Raw genomic sequence first — 21,003 nt, forward strand, 5'->3', positions numbered from 1 at the left:
CATAGCTCACCCCTTCAGCTCGAATGGTTCGCGGATAGGCACATACGGCGTTGGTTTGCCGCTGTCGTGAATAACGTGCCAGTACTTCGGGGGGCGGTCGGACGGCGTGTGTTTCGCGCAGTACGAAGCCGGCGTCACTTGCCAGCGACCATCGACCAGGGCGCAGGACGCGGGGCGACATTGGTCGCAGGGTGTGGACTGGGAGCGAACGGGTTTCGCCAGTTCGCGACGTGACCAGCAGACAGAGCAGTCGCAGGCCGGGGCGTGAGGCAGGCGCAGGTACTTGCTCAGGCTCACTTGCAAATACCCGCGCACATTGCTTTGGGAGGCTATCCCCGCAAAGCATGTAGTAATCACCAGACTCAGCATCATCCAAGTCATGAGCAGGCGCAGATACCGTGACAGGCTCACTGGATGGCACCTGTGCTTGTAGATTTACCGAACGATTGCGCTCGAATTCGACCCAAGTCGGCATGACCGGACCAGCATTAGCGGCAGTAGGAAATGGCTGGCCCATGTAATCAATCGCGTTACCGACTAAACGATCCAGACAAACAGATTCTTGAAACGTAATGGCACCAGATGCACGCAGAGCAGCGACAAAGCCATAAGCACGACCTACACGAAGGCCATACGTTGACGCACACTGCGCATGACACGTCAGCCGGACAGCAACGAGAAGAGAAAGAAATTCACGGAAGATTTTCGGATTCATTACTGACTCTCCTTTTCCAGCAGCTCGCGAGTCAGCAAAGCCACGTTGACCATCACGCGCTTGCCGACCTTCACGCTGGGCACGTAACCACGATCAATCCAGGAGCGGACAACGCCCGGTTCATCCGACATGCCAATCCAGTCAGCAAAGGACTGCCAAGGCATCAGAGGCGGCGCGCCGTAGAGTTTCTGGGTATCGAGTCCGTCCGTTTCCATTCCGCTTTACTCCGCTATACTCGGCTTTAACCGGCCATATAAATGGGTAACAATTACTCATGGAGTGATTGTTACCCATCAGGCTAGAATGAGCAACTATTACTCGGAAAAAGTTTTCTATATGAAAACGATGGCCAATAGGGCATCCCTATTGATAAAAAAACTAGGACCCAAACGGCTTTCAGAAGAAGGCGGGGATTACGAGCGCTGGCGAAATATCAGCAAAGGCGCAATCAGAATCAGCACCGATGAAATGGACGTGCTCGTCAAATTGCACCCCCATTACGCCCTATGGCTAGCGAGCGGCCATATCGCACCCGAATGCGGCCAGACAAGTCCCGAATACGACGAAGCACACCGAAACTTGCCCAATCAAAGCGCGGGATAGCGATAACGACAGAAGTAGCTAGGCGCTGGCACGCCCGGAACAGATGACGCAAGGAGGCAGCATGCGAATTGATCGGGACGATATCCCAAACCACATCCGCACCAGGAAGAAGGCTGGCCCTTGGCGATTCGTGGCAATCCTTGGCATTGGCTCTGCGCTTTCCTGGACGCTGGCCATGATGTTCGGTAAGCCGATCATCATCGACCTAGAGCAAATCAAGCGCGGAATCAGGTTCGCCGATCAACCGGTATTCCACCCCAACCCGCAGAACACAAACGCACAAACAGTCACCAAGCCCCAGGCATTGCAAGAACTGGTAAGAGAAGATCGCCACCAGCCCCAAGCCCAAGCACAGCCAATCCCAAGGCAGACATCATTTAACGACAATAACTACCAGCCACGCGAAGCGGTGAACACCTACACACCACCACCGGCCCAGCGAATCGCCTATGAGCAACCGGACCGGCCAGCCAAAAGGCAAACCACACACACCAATCGCGTAGACTCATGGACTTGGGAGAACGGCCACGACAAAAAACGTACAGGCGGACCGCTCCGGTGGACCGAGGTAAACGGCGCCATTGACTGGAGCACCGTATGTAGCGACTACCGCTCAGGATCGTTCGAGTACCGCGACTGCCGAAAAGGCGCAAAAGTGGCATTCAAACGAATCTGCAGCAGGAACCGAGCGGCATGCGCGGCTGAAAACAACTACATGCCCTAGCCCGACGACTGTCGATAAAGTGTCGAAAACAGAGCGGAAAATAGCCGAGCTAAGCGGAACTCGAAAAGCCGAACGCCAAGCAATGCGCAGCATTGGTGAATAAAGCAGGCGTAGAAATTGGGTTCGATTCCCATCGCCCGCTCCAGAATCGCAAAGATAACGCCCTGTTTTTACAGGGCTTTTTCGTTTCCGCGGCATGCCAACGCCACAGCGTCGCGCTTGATATCCGGCAGCTGGACTTGTCCTGCGAGCACTTAACCGGCTCAAGTCACCACATCCATGCGATGCCCCCGATTCCAGTCATTTTCTTCGTAGGCTATTTCCTTAGGCGCTATACAAGTGCTTATATGGCGCTCAAATCATCATGCACCGGAGAAAGTCATGCGTATTTCATGGGTCAAACGAGTCGGTATTGCCCTGGCGTTTTCCTGTGGCCTGGCCCAGGCAGGCGAAGTGACGGTTTCAGCCGCCTCCAGCCTGACCAATGCCTTTCAGGAAATCGCCCGCAATTACGAAGCCGAATATCCAGACGCCAAGGTATTGCTGAATTTCGCTGCTTCCGGAGCACTGCTGCAACAGATGGCCAAGGGCGCGCCGGTAGACGTGTTCGCTTCCGCCGATCAGGAGACGATGGACATGGCAGCCGAGCAGAACCTGCTTGCAGCCGGAACCCATGAGGATTTTGCGCAAAATGCGCTGGTGCTGATCGTGCCCAACGACAGCCGGATCCAGCTTGAGCAGTTGGCCGATCTGCAGCAACCCGCCGTCGAACGGGTCGCCATTGGCAATCCGGCCAGCGTCCCCGTGGGCCGATACAGCCAACTCGCCCTGGAAGCGGCCAATCTCTGGGAAGCCATGCAGGCCAAGGCGATCAATACCCAGAACGTACGCCAATCGCTGGATTACGTAGCCCGAGGCGAGGTCGGGGCGGCATTCGTCTATGCCACCGACGCCCACATCATGAAAGACAAGGTGAAGGTTGCCTTCGCCGTACCACTGGATGTAGCGATCAGCTACCCGATTGCCCAGCTCAGCGAAAGCGCCAATGCCGAGGAAGGCAAACGCTTCATCGCCCATGTGCAGTCACCCGCCGGACAGGAAATTCTTGCCCGGCATGGTTTTCTGAAACCCTGAACTCGGCCTGAGAAGAACATGGAATCGGCCTGGACAGCACTTGCCCTCTCGCTCAAGGTCGCCGGCTTTGCCACGGCGATCACTCTGGTGCTGGGGACCGCCACGGGATTTCTGCTGGCGCGTCTGCGCTTTCCCGGTCGCGACCTGCTCGACACCCTGCTGACCCTGCCGATGGTGCTGCCACCCACCGTGCTGGGTTATTACCTGCTGGTGCTGCTGGGACGGCGCAGTACCTTTGGTGCCTGGTTGCAGGACAGTTTCGGCATCAACCTGATCTTCACCTGGCAGGGCGCCGTGATCGCCGCCGCCATCGTCGCCTTTCCACTGGTATTCAAACCCGCGCGGGCGGCATTCGAGGGTGTGGACGGGCAGCTGGAAAACGCCGCGCGGGTGCTTGGCATCTCGGAGCTGGCAATCTTCTTTCGGGTGACGTTGCCGCTGGCCTGGCGCGGCATCCTGGCGGGCGTGCTGCTGGCCTTCGCCCGTGCGCTGGGCGAATTCGGCGCCACCCTGATGGTGGCGGGCAGCATTCCCGGCAAGACGCAGACCCTGTCGATCGCCGTATACGAGGCGGTCCAGGCCGGTCAGGATGACGTGGCCAACACCCTGGTGCTGATTACCTCGCTGGTCTGCGTGACCGTGCTACTGATCGCCGGACGCCTGGCGCCCGGACGTATCGCCAATCGCTGACGGAGCTACCCGTGCTGTTCGACATCGACATCAGCAAGACCCTTCGCTCCGGCAAGCGCGTCTTCCAGCTACAACTGGGCTTCCAGACAAGCAGCCAGCGGCTGGTCGTGCTCGGGCCGTCCGGCTCGGGCAAGAGCCTGCTGCTCAAAGCCATCGCCGGATTGATGCGTCCAGATCACGGACATATCCGCCTGGACGGCACGCCCCTGTTCGATGCGGCGGCGAAGATCGATCTTGCGCCACAGCAGCGCAAAATGGCCTACCTGTTTCAGGACTACGCGCTGTTCCCACACCTGAGCGTGCGACAGAACATCGCTTTCGGCCTCACTCACGGCCTGCTCAATCCACGCTCGGACCGGTATCACGAGACGGTCGAGCATTGGCTGGAAACCTTCCATCTGCAGCCGGTCGCCGACCAGTTGCCCGAAGAACTGTCCGGAGGCCAGCGCCAGCGCACCGCACTGGCCAGGGCATTGGTGGCGAAACCGAAAGCATTGCTGCTGGACGAACCCTTCTCGGCCCTGGACTCCGCGCTGCGCAGCCATATGCGCCGGGAACTCGATGAGTTGCAGCGGCGCCTGCAGGTACCCATGCTGCTGATCACCCACGATCAGGAGGACGCCGAGGTGTTCGGCGATCAGGTACTGCATCTGCGCGATGGAACCCTCGACATACCCGAAGCTTCACCCCTCCCGGCGTGAATCCCTTATGCTTCCGGCACACCACACAACGACCGTGGAATGCTCATGGATACAAAAGATCGCGCGATTGAGCTGCAAGGTTCAGTCTGGCTGACCGTCGCCGGGGAAAAGCTCGGAGGCGAACAGCGTATCGCCCTGCTCGCCAAGATCGCCGAATGCGGTTCCATCACCCAGGCCGCCAAGGCAATCAAAATGAGCTACAAGGCCGCCTGGGATGCCATCGATGCCATGAACAACCTGGCCGGTGAACCCTTGATGGAGCGCGTCGCCGGCGGCAAGGGTGGTGGCGGCACGCGCCTGACCCGGCGCGGCGAGCAACTGGTGGAGAACTTTCGCCTGATCGAGCGCGAACACCGGCGCTTCGTCGAGCAACTGAGTCGGCAAGCCACGGGCATTGCCGATGACTATCTCCTGATCCGCAGGATGAGTATGAAAACCAGCGCACGCAATCAGTTTCGCGGCAAGGTGGTCCAGGTGAAAACCGGGGCGGTCAATGATGAAATCGAGCTGGAGATTCCCGGCGGCCAGAAGCTCGTGGCCATCGTCACCCATGAAAGCACCACGGAACTCGGCTTGCAGCCCGGCGCCGAGGCCCTGGCGCTGATCAAGTCGTCATCGGTCATTCTCATGAGCGATGTGGGCGGCGCACGCTTCTCGGCGCGCAACCGCCTGACCGGCAGCGTTGCGCGAGTCCACCCCGGTGCGGTGAACACCGAGGTGATACTGGATCTGCCGGGCGGCGCCACGCTGGCCGCGATCATCACCAACGAAAGCAGCCGCGCGCTGGACCTGGCGGAAGGCAAGACCGTTACGGCCATCTTCAAGGCGTCCAGCGTGATTGTCGGCGTGCCGGCGTAACTGGCCGCTGAAAACGCTTAGAACGCCAGGCGCACCCCCAGGGTCAGATTGCGACCAGGCAGCAACACCTCATCCTTGATAAAGGACGTGTGCTGGCGAGCCTTTTCGTCCAGCAGGTTGTTGCCCTTGAGATAGACCAGGTAGTCGCTCTGCTTCAGCGAACCGGCATAGCTCAAACCCGCACCGAGCATGTTGTAGCCGCCGGTTTCGGTTTCATAATCGGCCAGCTGGTCCTGGCGCTGCACACGGTAGAACTCCAGCTGCCCATTGAGCGCGGGCGTAAAGCTCTGGTCGAGGCGCACGCCCAGCCGGTCTGCCGGAATACGTGGCAGATCGCCACCACCATCGCGCAGCTTGCCGCGCACATGGTCACCGAACAGGGTAAACGCAGTGGCGTCGGTCGCCTGGAAGCGTATTTCACCTTCCGCTCCGGTGAGTACGGCATCCTGCTGGCGATACTCGATTTCACGGTAGCCACCGCCGATATCGTGTCCGGTATCGGCGGCGAAGATGAAGTCATCCACCTGATTGCGGAACAGGCTGAAGCTGAAGGTGGTGCGCCCGGCGAACTTGCGCAAGGTCAGTTCAGCATTGTGCGAGGTTTCCTCGTCCAGTTCGACATTGCCCAGCTCGACGGTGCGGGTCGCCGCATGGGGACCGTAGGCATAGAGTTCTTCAGCGGTGGGCAGGCGCTGGGAGCGTGACAGCGAGAAGCCCAGCGAGTATTGCGGTGCGAAGGTCCAGACTGCACCGGCAGAAACCGAGGTGCCGCTGTGATCGGTGTCGCGCTGGCCATCGGCATCGATATCCTGCCATTCATGGCGCAGGCCGATTTCGTAGCGCCATGCCCCGGCAGTGTATTCCTCCAGCAGGAACAGGCCATGGTTGCGGGTCAATGTCGGCGGAACGTAGGCTTCCTCACCGGAGGCCTCGAAATCGCGGCGCAGGGTTTGCGCACCCAGCACCCCGCGCCAGCCGAACAATGGTTGATGAGTCAGTTCCAGACGCGCATCGGTGGCGTCATTATCGAAACGGGTGCCAACCTCACCGCCTTCGATTTCCTTATGCTGATAGTTGCTGTGCCCCACACGCAGGCGCGCCAGCTCGAAACCGGGTAGCGGATCACTCAGCTCGCCACGCAGATCCCAGCGCTTCTGCTGCATATCGACATAAGGCACACTGCCATGTTCGTGGTCATGCTCATGCTCGTGGTCATCATGGCCATGGCCATGGTCATGGCCGTGCCCATGACCGCCACAGTGCCAGTCGCTGCCATGGGTATGGCAGTCGGCGTGCTCATGGGCCAGCAGCCCGTAGCGATTGTTCTGCTCGGTGTAGGCCGCGCCGAGATAACCGCGCGCACCGATGAAACTGGCGCCAAGGGTGAAACTATCGGTGTCGTTGTAGGAACCTGGCTGCGTGCCCGGCGAGCCGGGAATCTCGTACTCGTCGGCCTGACGCTTGGCGCCCTCGGCACGCACCGCGAAGTTGCCGCTACCGGCGGTGATGCCGAAGACACCGGCCCCCTCATTGGCGACGCTGTTGGCACGCAATTCCAGCTCACCCTCATAGCCCTTCTCAGGCACTCGGGTCGGCACCTTGCGATCGATCACATTGACCACACCGCCAATGGCGCCGCCGCCATACAGCAGGCTCGCCGGCCCCTTCAACACCTCGATACGCTCGGCCAGCAACGGTTCGCTGACTACCGCATGATCCGGGCTGATGGTCGATGCGTCGAGCAACTCCACGCCATCGCTCAGCACCTTCACTCGTGCGCCATCGAGGCCACGAATGACCGGCCGCGCAGCACCGGCACCAAAACTGCTGGAATGTACTCCCGGCAGCCCCTGCAGCGTTTCCCCCAGCGTTGCTTCCCGGCGCATCACCAGCTCGCTTCCTTCCATGACCGCCGCAGGCATCGTCATTTCGTGACTTTGCCGGCCAAGAGCACTGGCACTGACGACCACGGAATCAAGTTCGACCGGATCGGCGGCCCAGGCAGCCGGAACCAGAGCCAGGCTGACAGCCCAGGCCAGAGGATGACGCTTCAGTTTCATGGGATTCTCCAAGGAAATAACGACCGCCCTGCTTGGCAGTCAGACAGGCGGCGAAGAATTTACCATGTTATATCATAACAATTAAGGGCTTTAAGCAAGATTCATGCTCCTCACGCTGGAGCATGGGAGTCATCAGAACAAGGTCGCGGAAAGCTTGAGTAAGGAGCAAGCAAGACCCGTCAGAGCCTTGCCTGAACCCCAGCCGGAACGCTAAAAGACCCGTTCGCAGCGGCAGGTGTCGGTGATCAACCCGCTCGATACTCCGCGTCCGCCGTCTCGAAGCGTTGCTGGATGGAGGCGGCAGGCTCCTTGTCCACCAGGCTGACGACGTAGATGGCGATGCTGGCGAGCAGGAAGCCGGGGATGATTTCGTACAGGCCCAGGCCGATGAACTCCTTCCAGACCACCACGGTAACGGCCCCGACCAGCATGCCGACCAGCGCACCGTTGCGGGTCATGCGCTTCCACAGCAGCGAGATCAGCACCACCGGCCCGAAGGCAGCGCCGAAGCCGGCCCAGGCGTAGGAAACCAGCCCCAACACCTTGCTTTCGGGGTTGGAGGCGATACTGATGGCAATCAGCGCAATCAACAACACCATGCCACGGCCCACCCAGACCAGCTCACCCTGCGAGGCACTCTTGCGCAGAAAGGCTTTGTAGAAGTCCTGCGTCAGAGCGCTGGAGCTCACCAGCAGCTGGGCGCTGAGCGTGCTCATCACGGCGGCGAGAACGCCCGACAGGATGATGCCGGCGACCCAGGGATTGAAGAGGATTTTCACCAGTTCCATGAAGACCCGCTCGCCGTTGTCCCTGACCGGCCCGGCCAGTTCGGGATGATCGGCGAAATAGGCGATGCCGAAAAAGCCAACCGCAACCGCGCCAGCCAAGGTGAGGATCATCCAGGTCATGCCGATACGGCGTGCGTTGGGAATGGTCTTGACCGAGTCGGCCGCCATGAAGCGCACCAGGATATGCGGCTGGCCGAAGTAGCCCAGGCCCCAGGCCAACAGCGAGATGATCGCGACGAAGGACAGGCCGCGGAACATGTCGAAGTTGGCCGGGTTCTGCGCCTCGATGGTGGCCATGGTGGTGCCCATGTCACCCAGCGCGAGAATCACGAACAATGGCGTAACCAGCAACGCGAAGATCATCAGCGTCGCCTGTACGGTGTCGGTCCAGCTGACCGCCAGGAAGCCACCGATGAACACGTAGAGGATGGTTGCGGCGGCACCAACCCAAAGCGCCGTACCGTAGTCCATGCCGAAGGTCGACTCGAACAGTCGCGCACCGGCCACCACGCCCGAGGCGCAGTAGATGGTGAAGAACACCAGGATCACCAGCGCCGAGAAGATGCGCAGCAGGCGGCTGTTGTCCTCGAAACGATGGGTGAAGTAATCCGGCAGGGTCAGCGCGTTATGGTTGTGCTCGGTATGTACACGCAGACGGCCAGCGACGAACAGCCAGTTGAGCCAGGCGCCGACGATCAACCCGATGGCGATCCAGCTTTCCGAGAGACCCGCAACGAAAATGGCGCCGGGCAGGCCCATCAGCAGCCAGCCGCTCATGTCCGAGGCGCCCGCCGACAATGCCGTGACGAAACTGCCGAGGCTGCGACCACCGAGGATGTAGTCGTCGAAATTCTTGGTGGCGCGGTAGGCAATGAAGCCGATGAGGATCATCGCCGCAATATAGATCACGAAGGTGATCAGGGTTGGGTTGCTCATGTTCATGTTGGGTTTTCCTCATGTTGCCCTGCATCACGCATCCACTGGCCAAATGCGGGCAAGACCCTGGCAACGAATGATCGGGTTGGCAGGCCGCTGAAAACCACCTGCGTTTTCAGCGGCCTGCTGCAAAGCATAGCGCCTCGACCGTTTTCCCGCCGACAACTCGTGAGCCATCATCCTGGCAACGGATCGAGCTGAAAAAGGTCGGATGGGTATCGGTCGCGTGTATTCGCACGCGGCTTCGTGCGCCATCAGGAGGCCATCCATGACAGTCAGCATCGACACCGCCACCGGCACCTGCTCCACCACACGCGACGGCATCACTCATCGCAGCGCGATCATGGATGTCCGGATCAGTACCGACCCGCAGGCACGCATGTCAGTCGCGCATATCGACAGCGTCAGCGTGCACCTGCCCGAAGACCAGGCCGAGCACCTGATTGCAGCCGGCGCCAGGGATGAACGAGAAAACCTCATCACTGACGACTGACAGACAGTGAACTCCTGCTTAGTCCGGGTAGGAAATCACCAATAGAGCGGCAACCGATCGAGCGAGATTGAAATCATTCGCACAAGACCTATCTAACAGGTCATGTATCGACATTGGGTGCCGCATGAACGACGAGACCAATCAGGACTTCGAGCAGAACGCCACCGGCCTGGTGCTGCCGGACCAGAACCTGCCGGACAAGCTCTATATCATCCCGATCCACAATCGCCCCTTCTTCCCCGCCCAGGTGCTGCCGGTCATCGTCAATGAAGAGCCTTGGGCGCAGACGCTGGAGCTCGTCGGCAAGACGCCGCACCAGCGTCTGGCGCTGTTCTTCATGGACAACCCCGCGCAGGATGCGGCCAGCTTCGATCCCGACAGCCTGCCCGAGCACGGCACCATGGTGCGCGTACACCACGCCTCGCGTGAAGGCGGCAAGCTGCAGTTCGTGGCCCAGGGCATGGCGCGCGTGCGTATCCGCGGCTGGCTGCGGCGCAAGCCGCCGTACCTCGCGGAAGTGGACTACCCGCAAAGCGACGAAGACCCGCGCGACGAGGTCAAGGCCTATGGCATGGCGCTGATCAACGCGATCAAGGAGCTGCTGCCGCTCAACCCCCTGTACAGCGAGGAGCTGAAGAACTATCTCAACCGCTTCAGCCCCAACGAGCCCTCACCACTGACCGATTTCGCCGCAGCGCTGACCACCGCGCCTGGCAATGAATTGCAGGAGGTGCTCGACAGCGTGCCGGTGCTCAAGCGCATGGAGAAGGTGCTGCCGCTGCTGCGCAAGGAAGTCGAGGTCGCCAGGCTGCAGAAGGAGCTGACCGGCGAGGTCAATCGCAAGATCGGCGAGCGCCAGCGCGAATTCTTCCTCAAGGAGCAGCTGAAGATCATCCAGCAGGAACTGGGTATCACCAAGGATGACCGCAGCGCCGATGCCGACGAATTCCGCTCGCGACTGGAAGGCAAGGTGGTGCCGCCCGCAGCGCAGAAGCGCATCGACGACGAGCTGACCAAGCTCTCGGTGCTGGAAACCGGCTCGCCCGAATATGCCGTCACACGCAATTACCTGGACTGGGCCACCTCGATGCCCTGGGGCCTCTATGGTGAGGACAAGCTCGACCTGGTGCATGCGCGCAAGGTGCTCAACAGGCACCACGCGGGGCTCGACGACATCAAGAGCCGCATCATCGAATTCCTCGCCGTCGGCGCCTTCCGGGGTGAAATCTCCGGCTCCATCGTGCTGCTGGTGGGGCCACCCGGGGTCGGCAAGACCAGCATCGGCAAATCCATCGCCGAATCCCTGGGGCGACCGTTCTATCGTTTCAGCGTCGGCGGCATGCGCGACGAGGCGGAGATCAAGGGCCACCGGCGCACCTACATCGGCGCCCTGCCCGGCAAGCTGGTACAGGCGCTGAAGGAAGTCGAGGTGATGAACCCGGTGATCATGCTCGACGAAGTGGACAAGCTCGGCAACAGCCACCAGGGCGACCCGGCCTCCGCGCTGCTGGAAACCCTGGATCCGGAACAGAACTTCGGCTTCCTCGACCATTACCTCGATCTGCGCCTGGATCTGTCCAAGGTGCTGTTCATCTGCACCGCCAACACGCTCTATTCGGTGCCCGACCCGCTGCTGGACCGCATGGAAATCGTGCGCCTGTCCGGTTACATCACCGAGGAAAAACTGGAGATCGCCAAACGCCATCTCTGGCCCCGCCAGCTGCAGCGGGCCGGCGTGCCGAAGAATCGCCTGACCATCAACGACGCGGCCCTGCGCGCGCTGATCGAGGGTTATGCCCGTGAAGCCGGCGTACGCCAGCTGGACAAACAGCTCGGCAAACTGGTGCGCAAGGCTGTGGTCAAGCTGCTCGACGAGCCGGACAGCATCATCAAGATCGGTCCCAAGAGCATCGAAAGCTACCTGGGCCTGCCGTTCTGGCATCCCGAACAGCTGCTCAGCGGGATCGGCGTGGTTACCGGCCTGGCCTGGAACAGCATGGGCGGCGCGACACTGCCGATCGAGGCGACCCGCATCCATACTCTCAACCGGGGCTTCAAGCTGACCGGCAAGGTCGGCGATGTGATGAAGGAATCTGCCGAAATCGCCTACAGCTACGTGAATGCGCACCTGAAGGAGTTCAAGGGTGACCCGGCTTTCTTCGACCAGGCCTTCGTCCACATGCACGTGCCCGAAGGCGCGACGCCCAAGGACGGCCCCAGCGCCGGTATCAGCATGGCCAGCGCCCTGCTCTCGCTGGCGCGCAACCAGGCGCCGAAGAAGGGCGTGGCGATGACCGGCGAGCTGACCCTCACCGGCCAGGTGCTGGCCATCGGCGGCCTGCGCGAGAAGGTGATCGCCGCGCGACGCCTGAAGCTGTACGAGCTGATCATTCCGGATTCGAATCGCGGCGACTTCCAGGAGCTGCCCGATTATTTGAAAGAGGGCCTGACGGTACATTTCGCCAAGCGTTTCAGCGACGTGATCAAGGTACTGTTCTGACAGATCGTCGGATTACGCCTTCGGCTAATCCGACCTACGCAACTTGTCCGCGAATCAATGCCCAGACCACCCGCGCGACCCCGTTCGCGGCCAAGGCCCCTCCAACAGCCCGTGCGCACCGCAAAACCTGTGGGAGCGGACTTGTCCGCGAATCGATGCCCAAACCATCCGCGCGGCCCCATTCGCGGCCAAGGCCGCTCCCACGATGGCCGCACCGCATATCCCTGGCGGATCGAATCCGCCCCACGGGTCGCCCCGATACCTGTGCCTTCCGGGCAAGGCCCGCTATCCTTACCCTCTCGTATTCAACCGGTGCCGATGACCATGCCTTTCGCCATCTCCCGTTGCCTGCTGCCGTTGTCCTTGCTGTTGCTGGGTGCTTGCGCGAGCACGCCGCCCAGCAGCCTTTCGGTCAGCGAAGACCGGCTTTGCCCACTGTCGCTGCATACAGGCCAGACGTTGATCGTCAGCCTGCCAAGCAATCCGGCTACGGGTTATCGCTGGCATCTGCGGGAAGCCTCGACCGAACTGCTGAAAAGCCTGGGGCCGGAAGTCTTCAGTACCCCCGACAGTGATCTGGTCGGCGGCGATGGCATTTCCACCTGGCGCTTCGAAGCCCGGAATACCGGGCACGGACGGCTGCTGCTGACTTATCAGCGCCCTTGGGAAACGGATGCCGAGCCTACCGGCCTGTTCGATTGCCGAATCGAGGTTCAATAGCCACGACACGACGCCTGTGATCGTCGCATACGCCGACACAGGATGGTCGGCACAAGGCGATTAAATGGCCTGATCCACATGACCGAGCGGTCACAATATGAAGAACGCAAAGTCCGCACTGGATTGCGGCTCAAAGCCTTACGTCTTTTCTCCAAAGTCTCTCCAAACGAAGCGGCTTTGCTGGCAAAAACAGGCCTGTCCCCATATTCTCGTCACCTCGTTGACGAACGCATCGGCGACGCGTTCGCAGCCCCTGCTCTTTCACCGTACACGGACACAACAACCAGACAGGGCCGCTGAGCCCGATAGGATATCCACCCATGAAGTCATCCCTCACCCAATGGCTGTCCCTGGGCGCCCTCGCCCTGACCCTGGCTACTCCGTTCACTGCCAGCGCCGCTGAGCAGAAATCCGTGGCGGCAACCGCCATCGTCGAGCACCCGGCGCTGGATTCCGTGCGCGATGGCGTCCGGGCCGCACTGGAAGCCGCGGGCTATAGCGGCGACAACCTCAAGTGGCAGTACCAGACCGCCCAGGGCAACACCGCCACCGCCGCGCAGATCGCCCGCAAGTTCGTCGGCGACCGCCCCGACGCCATCGTCGCCATCGCCACCCCCTCGGCCCAGGCCGTGGTCGCCAGCAGCCGTTCGGTGCCGGTGGTCTTCGCCGCCGTTACCGATCCGGTCGCCGCTCAGCTGGTCCGCAACTGGGAGCCTTCCGGCAGCAACGTCACCGGCGTCTCCGACGAGCTGGAGCTGGATCGCCAGATGGAGCTGGTCAAGCGCGTGATACCCACTGCCACCCGCGTGGGCATCGTCTACAACCCCGGCGAAGCCAATTCCGTGGTGGTGGTCGAGCGCCTGCGCGAGCTGCTGCCGGAAATGGGTATGACCCTGGTCGAAGCCGCCGCTCCGCGCTCGGTGGACGTGGGCTCGGCGGCCCGCAGCCTGGTGGGCAAGGTCGACGTGATCTACACCAACACCGACAACAACGTGGTCTCGGCCTACGAGTCGCTGGTCAAGGTCGGCATGGACACCAAGACCCCGCTGATCGCCTCGGATACCGACAGCGTCAAGCGCGGCGCCATCGCGGCCCTGGGCATCGACTACTACCAGCATGGCGTACAGGCCGGCGAACTGGTCGTGCGACTGCTCAAGGGCGAGAAGCCTGGCGATATCGCACCGCAGAAAACCGCTGACCTGAGCCTCTACATCAACCGCTCCGCCGCCGTCGCCCAGGGTGTCACCCTGTCCCAGGAGCTGATCGACTCGGCCGCCGAAGTCATCGAATGACCTGACCTGCGCCGGCGCACCTCGCCCCGGCGCAGCCGTTCACCAAAGGCACATCATCCATGTCACTGTTTTCCCTGTTTGGCGCCCTTGAAGTAGGCCTGATCTTCGGTCTGGTCGCGCTTGGCGTATTCATCTCCTTCCGCCTGCTGCGTTTCCCCGATCTGACCGTCGATGGCAGTTTCCCGCTGGGCGGCGCCGTCTGCGCCGTGCTGATCGCCAATGGCACCGACCCCTTCCTGGCGACCCTGATCGCCACTGCCGCCGGTGCCCTGGCCGGCATGGTCACGGCAGCGCTCAACGTCCACCTGAAGATCATGGACCTGCTGGCCAGCATCCTGATGATGATCGCGCTGTACTCGATCAACCTGCGCATCATGGGCCGGCCCAACATTCCGCTGATCATGGAACCGACCATGTTCAGCATCCTGCAGCCCCAATGGCTGGCCGACTATGTCGCCCGACCGCTGATCCTGCTGCTGGTGGTCATTGCCGCCAAGATCATTCTCGACATGTATTTCTCCACCCGTCAGGGCCTGGCCATCCGCGCCACCGGCTCCAACCCGCGCATGGCCCGCGCCCAGGGCGTGAATACCGGCGCCATGGCCATCCTCGGCATGGCCATCTCCAACGCCCTGGTGGCACTGGCCGGCGCCATGTTCGCCCAAACCCAGGGCGGCGCCGACATTTCCATGGGCATCGGCACCATCGTCATCGGCCTGGCGGCGGTGATCGTCGGCGAAAGCATCCTGCCGGCACGGCGCATCTTCTACCTGACCCTGGCCGTGATCCTCGGCGCCATCGTCTACCGCTTCTTCATCGCCCTGGCCCTGAACAGCGACTTCATCGGTTTGCAGGCCCAGGACCTGAACCTGATCACCGCCGCGCTGGTGGTCATCGCCCTGGTCATCCCGCTGATCAAACAACGCCTGACCCGCAGGAGGCACGCCTGATGCTCAGTGCGCAGAATCTCAAGATCACCTTCAACCCCGGCACGCCCATCGAGACCCGGGCCTTGCAGGGGCTGTCGCTGGAAATTCCCACCGGCCAGTTCGTCACCGTGATCGGCACCAACGGCGCCGGCAAATCGACCTTCCTCAACGCCGTCTCCGGCGACCTCTCGGTGGACAGCGGCAAGCTGCTGATCGACGATGAAGACGTTACCCGCCTGCCGGTCTGGAGCCGCGCCAGCCGCGTGGCCCGCGTATTCCAGGACCCCATGGCCGGCACCTGCGAAGACCTGACCATCGAGGAAAACATGGCCCTGGCCCAGCAGCGCGGCCAGCGCCGTGGCCTGACCAAGGCCGTGCAGGCGTCCATGCGCGAGGAGTTCCGCCGCCACCTGAGCACCCTCGGCCTGGGTCTGGAGAACCGCCTCACCGACCGCATCGGTCTGCTCTCCGGCGGCCAGCGCCAGGCCGTCAGCCTGCTCATGGCGGCGCTGCAACCCTCCCGCATCCTGTTGCTGGACGAACACACCGCCGCCCTCGACCCGCGCACGGCAGACTTCGTCCTGCAACTGACCGCACGCATCGTCGCGGAAAAGCAGCTCACCACCATGATGGTCACCCACAGCATGCGTCAGGCGCTGGACATCGGCGACCGTACCGTGATGCTGCACCAGGGCCAGGTAGTGCTGGATGTGGCCGGGGACGAGCGCAAGGGCCTGGACGTGCCGGACCTGCTGCATATGTTCGAGAAGGTACGCGGCGAGAAACTCGCGGATGATGCGCTGCTACTGGGGTAAAACCCGGCCCTTCTGGCCCTCGCGCATGTTTCCGGGCTAGCATCGGGCCTTCTGTGCCGACGAGACGAATCGCCGGCGACACCGATTTTCAGGAGGATTCATGAGCTTTACCGTTTACCTGTCTGGCGAAATCCACACCGACTGGCGCGACGAGATCAAGCGTGGCGCCTCAGCTGCGGAGCTGGACGTGGTCTTCACCTCCGCCGTAACCGACCACGAGGCCAGCGATGCCGCCGGCGACTGCCTGGGTACAGAGCCGAATGCATTCTGGCGCGACCACAGGTCCTCCAAGGTCAACGCGATTCGCACCAAGACGCTGATCCAGCAGGCCGATCTGGTGGTGGTGCGCTTCGGCGACAAGTACAAGCAATGGAACGCCGCGTTCGACGCCGGCTATTGCGCCGCACTGGACAAGCCCTACATCACTCTGCACGGCGAAGACATCGTGCACCCCCTGAAGGAAGTCGATGCAGCCGCCATGGCCTGGGCGACCACTACCGAGCAGGTGGTGGAGATTCTGAAGTATGTGCTGCGCGACTGAAGAATGGTCAGCTGAGCCGGCGGACTTACAGTCTATTCGCCGCGAGGGCGCGGCTCCCACGAAAACGACGCGGCGATTGACCTCGTGGGAGCGCCGACCCCGGCGCGAAGCTTGAACTCACGCACGCGGCTTGCGAGCGGAGCGACACCAGAAAGCAAAACGCCCTGCAGATGCAGGGCGTTTCGTTTTCACCTCAGCGTCAGATCGCCCCACGCTGACGCAGCAGATCGATCACCTGCCTGACGCCCTCGGCCACTGTCACAGCCTCGGTATCGATCAGCAGATCGGCATTGCCCGGCACGTCGTAGGGGAAGGATTCGCCGGGAATATTGTCGCCACCGGCGGCGTACAGCCCTTGCGGATCGCGTTGCTGGCAAGTCTGCGGCGAAGCCTGGACATAGACGGTGATCAGGCGATCATCGCCCACTAGCGCCTTGGCCTGTTCGCGGCCTTCGGCATCCGGCGCGACGAAGGCCGCCAGGGTCAGTAGACCCGCCTCGTTGAACTGCCGTGCCACGTGCGCGGCACGGCGCCAGTTCTCGGTGCGACCCGCGCGGTCCTGCGGCAGGCCCTTGTTCAGGTCGTGGCGCAGGTTCTGGCCGTCGAGCACGTAGACCGCACGGCCCATGTCGAACAGCTTGCGCTCCACAGCGTAGGCCAGGGTGCTCTTGCCGGCGCCCGACAAGCCGGTGAACAGCACCGTGGCCGGCTGCTGGCCGAAGCGCGTCGCACGCTCTTCGGTGGAAACATGGGCCAGCGCGCCATGGTGGCCACCGGAACCCTGGGCGACCGGGTCGGCGATGATCATGCCCGCGCCGACGGTGCCGTTGGTGAGGCGGTCGATGACGATGAAGGCACCGGTGGTGCGGTTCTGCGCATAGCCATCCAGCGCGATGGACGCATCCAGGCTGACCCGGACCTTGCCGATCTCGTTGAGCTGCAGGCTGCTCGCCGGGCCTTGCTCCAGGGTATTCACATCCACCGTGTGAACGATGCTGGCGATGGACCCCGGCACGTAGCTGGTGGCGCGCTTGATGTCGTATTTCTTGCCCGGCAGCATCGGCTCTTCGCCCATCCACACCAGCATAGCGTCGAAGCTGTCGGCGATGCGCGGCAGGTTGTCGGCATGCACCAGCATGTCGCCACGGGATACGTCGATCTCGTCTTCCAGGGTCAGGGTGATCGCCTCGCCCGGCGTGGCCTGCTCCAGCTCGCCGTCATAGGTGACGATGGATTTGACCCGGCTGGTCTTGCCCGACGGCAATACCGTCACTTCATCGCCCTTGCGCACGATGCCACTGGCCAGGGTACCGGCGAAGCCACGGAAATTCAGGTTCGGGCGGTTGACGTACTGCACCGGGAAGCGCAGGTCGTCGAAGTTGCGGTCGCCGGCGATCTCGACGCTTTCGAGAATCTCCATCAGCGACTGGCCTTCGTACCAGGGCGCACGCTCGCTGCGGTTGACCACGTTGTCGCCCTTGAGCGCGGACATGGGCACGAAATGCAACGAAGTCGGCTTGAGGCCGATACGCTCGGCAAAGGACAGATAGTCGGCCTTGATGCGCTCGAACACGCCCTGGTCGAAGTCCATCAGGTCCATCTTGTTGATGGCCACGACGATGTGCTTGATGCCCAGCAAGGAGGCGATGAAGCTGTGGCGGCGGGTCTGGGTCTGCACGCCGTAGCGGGCGTCAACGAGGATGATCGCCAGGTCGCAGGTCGAGGCGCCGGTCGCCATGTTGCGGGTGTACTGCTCATGGCCGGGGGTGTCGGCGATGATGAACTTGCGCTTGGCGGTGCTGAAGTAGCGGTAGGCCACGTCAATGGTGATGCCCTGCTCGCGCTCGGCCTGCAGGCCATCGACCAGCAGCGCCAGGTCCACGTCATCGCCGGTGGTGCCGACCTTCTTCGAGTCGCGGGTGATGGCTTCCAGATGATCCTCGTAGATCATCTTGGAGTCGTGCAGCAGGCGACCGATCAGGGTGCTCTTGCCGTCGTCGACGTTGCCGCAGGTGAGGAAGCGCAGCAATTCCTTGCGCTCGTGCTGGGCCAGGTACGCGAGGATGTCCTCGCTGATCAAATCAGACTGATGAGACATGGTTTTTCTCTAATCGCTGAAGGCTTGAGGCTGGAGGCTGAACGAAAAAGCACACCGAGCAAGCCGATAATTCATGGACGCTGAAGTAACCTGAGCAGACCGGAGAGCATCGCCGCGATACGCTTGCAGCGTTCAATCCAGTCCCGACCAATCTCGGTCGAGATAAAGCCGACCTCAACACCTATATAAATCTGAGTTCTCAACTCCGAGCACGACCCTTTGGCCATGCTCAGAAAATAACGCTTTTCCTTGTCACCATCGCGGGTCATGCCTTCGGCAATGTTGCTGGGAACGGACAAGGCCGAGCGGGTTATCTGATCCTTGAAGCCGAAATCCCGGCAACCAGCCAGCTCTCGATACACATCAACCGAAAGTCTTGCGGAAAGCTTCCATACATCAAGTCGCTCGAAATCCATTTCGTTCAGCCTCCAGCATCCAGCGCTTTTTATCGGCTTTAAAAGTAGCCCTGCCGCTTCTTCTCTTCCATCGACCCGGCGCCATCATGGTCGATGACGCGGCCCTGGCGTTCGGAGGTGCGGGTCAGGAGCATTTCCTGGATGATTTCCGGCAGCGTCGCGGCGGTGGACTCCACGGCACCGGTCAGCGGGTAGCAGCCGAGGGTGCGGAAGCGGACCATGCGCTTCTCGATACGCACCTTTTCCTCGTCGGTGAGGTGCTCGAGGATGCGCTCGTCGTCGATCATGATCAGCGTGCCGTTCTTCTCGATCACCTCGCGCTCGGCGGCGAAGTACAGCGGTACGATCGGGATCTGCTCCAGATAGATGTACTGCCAGATGTCCAGCTCGGTCCAGTTGGACAGCGGAAACACGCGGATCGACTCGCCCTTGGTGACCTTGCCGTTGTAGACGTTCCACAGCTCGGGTCGCTGATTCTTCGGGTCCCAGCGATGCTTGGCGTCGCGGAAGGAATACACGCGCTCCTTGGCCCGAGACTTCTCTTCGTCGCGGCGCGCACCACCGAAGGCGGCGTCGAAGCCGTGCTTGTCCAGCGCCTGCTTGAGACCTTCGGTCTTCATGATGTCGGTGTGCTTGGCGCTGCCGTGGGTGAAGGGGTTGATGTCCTGCGCGACGCCATCAGGGTTCACGTGGGTGATCAGGTCCAGGTCCATCTCGGCGACCATCCTGTCGCGGAAGCTGTACATTTCCTGGAATTTCCAGCGCGTATCCACGTGCATCACCGGGAACGGCAGCTTGCCAGGGTAGAACGCCTTGCGCGCCAGGTGCAGCATCACGGCCGAATCCTTGCCGATGGAATAGAGCATCACCGGGTTGTCGAACTCGGCGGCCACCTCGCGGATGATGTGGATGCTTTCCGCCTCCAGCTCTTTCAGATGCGTCAGTTTGTCGACCATGGCTACTCACGAATATGCAGATGGACGGCCGGCAGGCCATAAGAAGGGCGCAACTTTAACACGGCGGCCGATTCTAATCAGGCCGCTGCTTAGAACGAAATAGACTAGTTTTATACCGACAGAGCAGCGACAACCGTCGATCGCTTGCATGACGCAGCGGGCCATGCCGCGAATATCACCGTGACGGAGCATGGCCTCGTTCGCAGGCTTGGCCTGCCCCTACAGAAGTTCAGCGGACGTTCGGCTAAGCCGGATTCGGGCAATCGATGAAGATATGCTCAATGGCGAAACGGCGGGCCAGGTAGTCACCGAGCGCCTGGACTCCGTAGCGCTCGGTGGCGTGATGGCCGGCAGCGAAGAAGCTCAGGCCATTCTCACGTGCGCTATGCACGGTTGGCTCGGATATTTCGCCGGTCAGGTAAGCATCCACGCCCGCCGCCACCGCGTGGTCGATATATCCTTGGGCGCCGCCCGTGCACCAGCCGACACGGCTGATCAGGCCATTGCCTTCGATCATCAGCGGCTCGCGCTGCAGCTTCTCCTGCACCAGTCGGGCGAACTCGGCAGGCGTCAGTGGCGTCGCCAGCGAGCCGATCAGGCCCACCGATTTCGGGTTGTCCGGCTCCAGCGGGCCTTCGATGCTCAGGCCCAGCAAACGCGCCAGCTGCACGTTGTTGCCCACCTCTTCATGCACGTCGAGCGGCAGGTGGTAGGCGAGCAGGCTGATGTCGTGGCTGAGCAGGGTTTTCAGGCGGCGCTGCTTCATACCGACCACGCGCGCGTCCTCGTTCTTCCAGAAATAACCGTGATGCACCAGCACGACATCCGCTTCGGCTGCCACCGCCGCATCGAGCAGGGCCTGGCTGGCGGTTACGCCGCTGACAATGCGGCGCACCTGAGGCCGGCCCTCGACCTGCAGGCCGTTGGGGCAGTAGTCGGCGATCTTCGTCACACCCAGGTAACGGTCGGTTTCGGCGACCAGTGTGGCCAGTGCAATTGCCATGGAAGGAACTCCTGAAATCGGTGGGCATGCG

The 21,003-nt window shown here is 61.7% G+C and carries 21 protein-coding genes; 13 read left to right on the forward strand and 8 right to left on the reverse strand.

Annotation, left to right across the window (positions count from 1 at the left end):
- Positions 1-6: 6 nt before the first annotated feature.
- Positions 7-297 carry a lysogeny maintenance protein PflM gene (gene pflM, locus ACYCFC_RS12280; RefSeq protein ID WP_459653990.1) on the reverse strand — a complete coding sequence of 97 codons (291 nt, stop codon included), beginning with the start codon at positions 295-297 and terminating at the stop codon, positions 7-9.
- 417 nt (positions 298-714) lie between these two features.
- The gene (locus tag ACYCFC_RS12285) at positions 715-930 is read right to left on the reverse strand and encodes a DNA-binding protein (protein WP_459651763.1); all 216 of its coding nucleotides are present in this window, start codon (positions 928-930) and stop codon (positions 715-717) included.
- An 88-nt stretch (positions 931-1,018) separates the two neighbouring features.
- On the opposite strand from ACYCFC_RS12285, the gene ACYCFC_RS12290 reads away from it, so the two are divergent.
- From ACYCFC_RS12290 to ACYCFC_RS12315, 6 genes are all read left to right on the forward strand, one after another.
- Complete coding sequence (locus ACYCFC_RS12290) at positions 1,019-1,318, forward strand: DNA-binding protein (RefSeq protein WP_459651764.1); 300 nt, start codon at positions 1,019-1,021, stop codon at positions 1,316-1,318.
- Between the two features lie 61 nt (positions 1,319-1,379).
- Positions 1,380-2,042 carry a hypothetical protein gene (locus tag ACYCFC_RS12295; protein WP_459651765.1) on the forward strand — a complete coding sequence of 221 codons (663 nt, stop codon included), beginning with the start codon at positions 1,380-1,382 and terminating at the stop codon, positions 2,040-2,042.
- Positions 2,043-2,423: 381 nt separating this feature from the next.
- Complete coding sequence (modA, locus tag ACYCFC_RS12300) at positions 2,424-3,176, forward strand: molybdate ABC transporter substrate-binding protein (RefSeq protein WP_459651766.1); 753 nt, start codon at positions 2,424-2,426, stop codon at positions 3,174-3,176.
- Between the two features lie 18 nt (positions 3,177-3,194).
- Positions 3,195-3,866, forward strand: a complete 672-nt coding sequence (gene modB / locus ACYCFC_RS12305; protein WP_181084942.1) for a molybdate ABC transporter permease subunit — start codon at positions 3,195-3,197, stop codon at positions 3,864-3,866.
- An 11-nt stretch (positions 3,867-3,877) separates the two neighbouring features.
- Complete coding sequence (locus tag ACYCFC_RS12310; RefSeq protein WP_459651767.1) at positions 3,878-4,567, forward strand: ABC transporter ATP-binding protein; 690 nt, start codon at positions 3,878-3,880, stop codon at positions 4,565-4,567.
- Positions 4,568-4,612: 45 nt separating this feature from the next.
- Positions 4,613-5,425 (forward strand): TOBE domain-containing protein, encoded by an 813-nt coding sequence (locus ACYCFC_RS12315; RefSeq protein WP_459651768.1) that lies wholly within the window; start codon positions 4,613-4,615, stop codon positions 5,423-5,425.
- Between the two features lie 17 nt (positions 5,426-5,442).
- Here the strand turns inward: ACYCFC_RS12315 and ACYCFC_RS12320 are convergent, their stop codons facing one another.
- Both ACYCFC_RS12320 and putP read right to left on the reverse strand, forming a co-directional pair.
- Complete coding sequence (locus ACYCFC_RS12320; protein ID WP_459651769.1) at positions 5,443-7,485, reverse strand: TonB-dependent receptor; 2,043 nt, start codon at positions 7,483-7,485, stop codon at positions 5,443-5,445.
- Between the two features lie 245 nt (positions 7,486-7,730).
- Positions 7,731-9,215: a sodium/proline symporter PutP gene (putP, locus tag ACYCFC_RS12325; protein ID WP_459651770.1), complete on the reverse strand. Its 1,485-nt coding sequence runs from the start codon at positions 9,213-9,215 to the stop codon at positions 7,731-7,733.
- Between the two features lie 262 nt (positions 9,216-9,477).
- Between putP and ACYCFC_RS12330 the strand changes: the two genes are divergently transcribed.
- From ACYCFC_RS12330 to ACYCFC_RS12360, 7 genes are all read left to right on the forward strand, one after another.
- Positions 9,478-9,702: a DUF3203 family protein gene (locus ACYCFC_RS12330; protein WP_181084932.1), complete on the forward strand. Its 225-nt coding sequence runs from the start codon at positions 9,478-9,480 to the stop codon at positions 9,700-9,702.
- A 124-nt stretch (positions 9,703-9,826) separates the two neighbouring features.
- Positions 9,827-12,202, forward strand: a complete 2,376-nt coding sequence (gene lon, locus ACYCFC_RS12335) for an endopeptidase La (protein ID WP_459651771.1) — start codon at positions 9,827-9,829, stop codon at positions 12,200-12,202.
- Between the two features lie 324 nt (positions 12,203-12,526).
- Positions 12,527-12,922 carry a protease inhibitor I42 family protein gene (locus tag ACYCFC_RS12340; RefSeq protein WP_459651772.1) on the forward strand — a complete coding sequence of 132 codons (396 nt, stop codon included), beginning with the start codon at positions 12,527-12,529 and terminating at the stop codon, positions 12,920-12,922.
- Positions 12,923-13,242: 320 nt separating this feature from the next.
- Positions 13,243-14,214 carry an ABC transporter substrate-binding protein gene (locus ACYCFC_RS12345; protein ID WP_459651773.1) on the forward strand — a complete coding sequence of 324 codons (972 nt, stop codon included), beginning with the start codon at positions 13,243-13,245 and terminating at the stop codon, positions 14,212-14,214.
- A 59-nt stretch (positions 14,215-14,273) separates the two neighbouring features.
- On the forward strand, positions 14,274-15,164 hold the full coding sequence (locus ACYCFC_RS12350) for an ABC transporter permease (RefSeq protein ID WP_459651774.1): 891 nt from the start codon (positions 14,274-14,276) through the stop codon (positions 15,162-15,164).
- Entirely contained in the window at positions 15,164-15,958 is a 795-nt protein-coding gene (locus ACYCFC_RS12355; protein ID WP_181087165.1) for an ABC transporter ATP-binding protein, read from the forward strand. Before ACYCFC_RS12350 ends, ACYCFC_RS12355 begins: the two co-directional genes overlap by 1 nt.
- A 100-nt stretch (positions 15,959-16,058) precedes the next feature.
- Entirely contained in the window at positions 16,059-16,499 is a 441-nt protein-coding gene (locus ACYCFC_RS12360; protein ID WP_459651775.1) for a YtoQ family protein, read from the forward strand.
- A gap of 199 nt (positions 16,500-16,698) precedes the next feature.
- Here ACYCFC_RS12360 and cysN read toward each other — a convergent pair whose 3' ends face one another.
- The 4 genes from cysN to ACYCFC_RS12380 all read right to left on the reverse strand — a co-directional run bounded on the left by cysN (position 16,699) and on the right by ACYCFC_RS12380 (position 20,972).
- Positions 16,699-18,597 carry a sulfate adenylyltransferase subunit CysN gene (gene cysN, locus ACYCFC_RS12365; protein ID WP_459651776.1) on the reverse strand — a complete coding sequence of 633 codons (1,899 nt, stop codon included), beginning with the start codon at positions 18,595-18,597 and terminating at the stop codon, positions 16,699-16,701.
- A gap of 71 nt (positions 18,598-18,668) precedes the next feature.
- On the reverse strand, positions 18,669-19,013 hold the full coding sequence (locus ACYCFC_RS12370; RefSeq protein WP_058075594.1) for a four helix bundle protein: 345 nt from the start codon (positions 19,011-19,013) through the stop codon (positions 18,669-18,671).
- A gap of 38 nt (positions 19,014-19,051) precedes the next feature.
- Positions 19,052-19,969 (reverse strand): sulfate adenylyltransferase subunit CysD, encoded by a 918-nt coding sequence (cysD, locus tag ACYCFC_RS12375; protein ID WP_459651777.1) that lies wholly within the window; start codon positions 19,967-19,969, stop codon positions 19,052-19,054.
- A gap of 244 nt (positions 19,970-20,213) precedes the next feature.
- Positions 20,214-20,972: a Nif3-like dinuclear metal center hexameric protein gene (locus tag ACYCFC_RS12380; protein WP_459651778.1), complete on the reverse strand. Its 759-nt coding sequence runs from the start codon at positions 20,970-20,972 to the stop codon at positions 20,214-20,216.
- Positions 20,973-21,003: the final 31 nt, after the last annotated feature.

The organism is Stutzerimonas sp. NM35 (assembly GCF_054604355.1).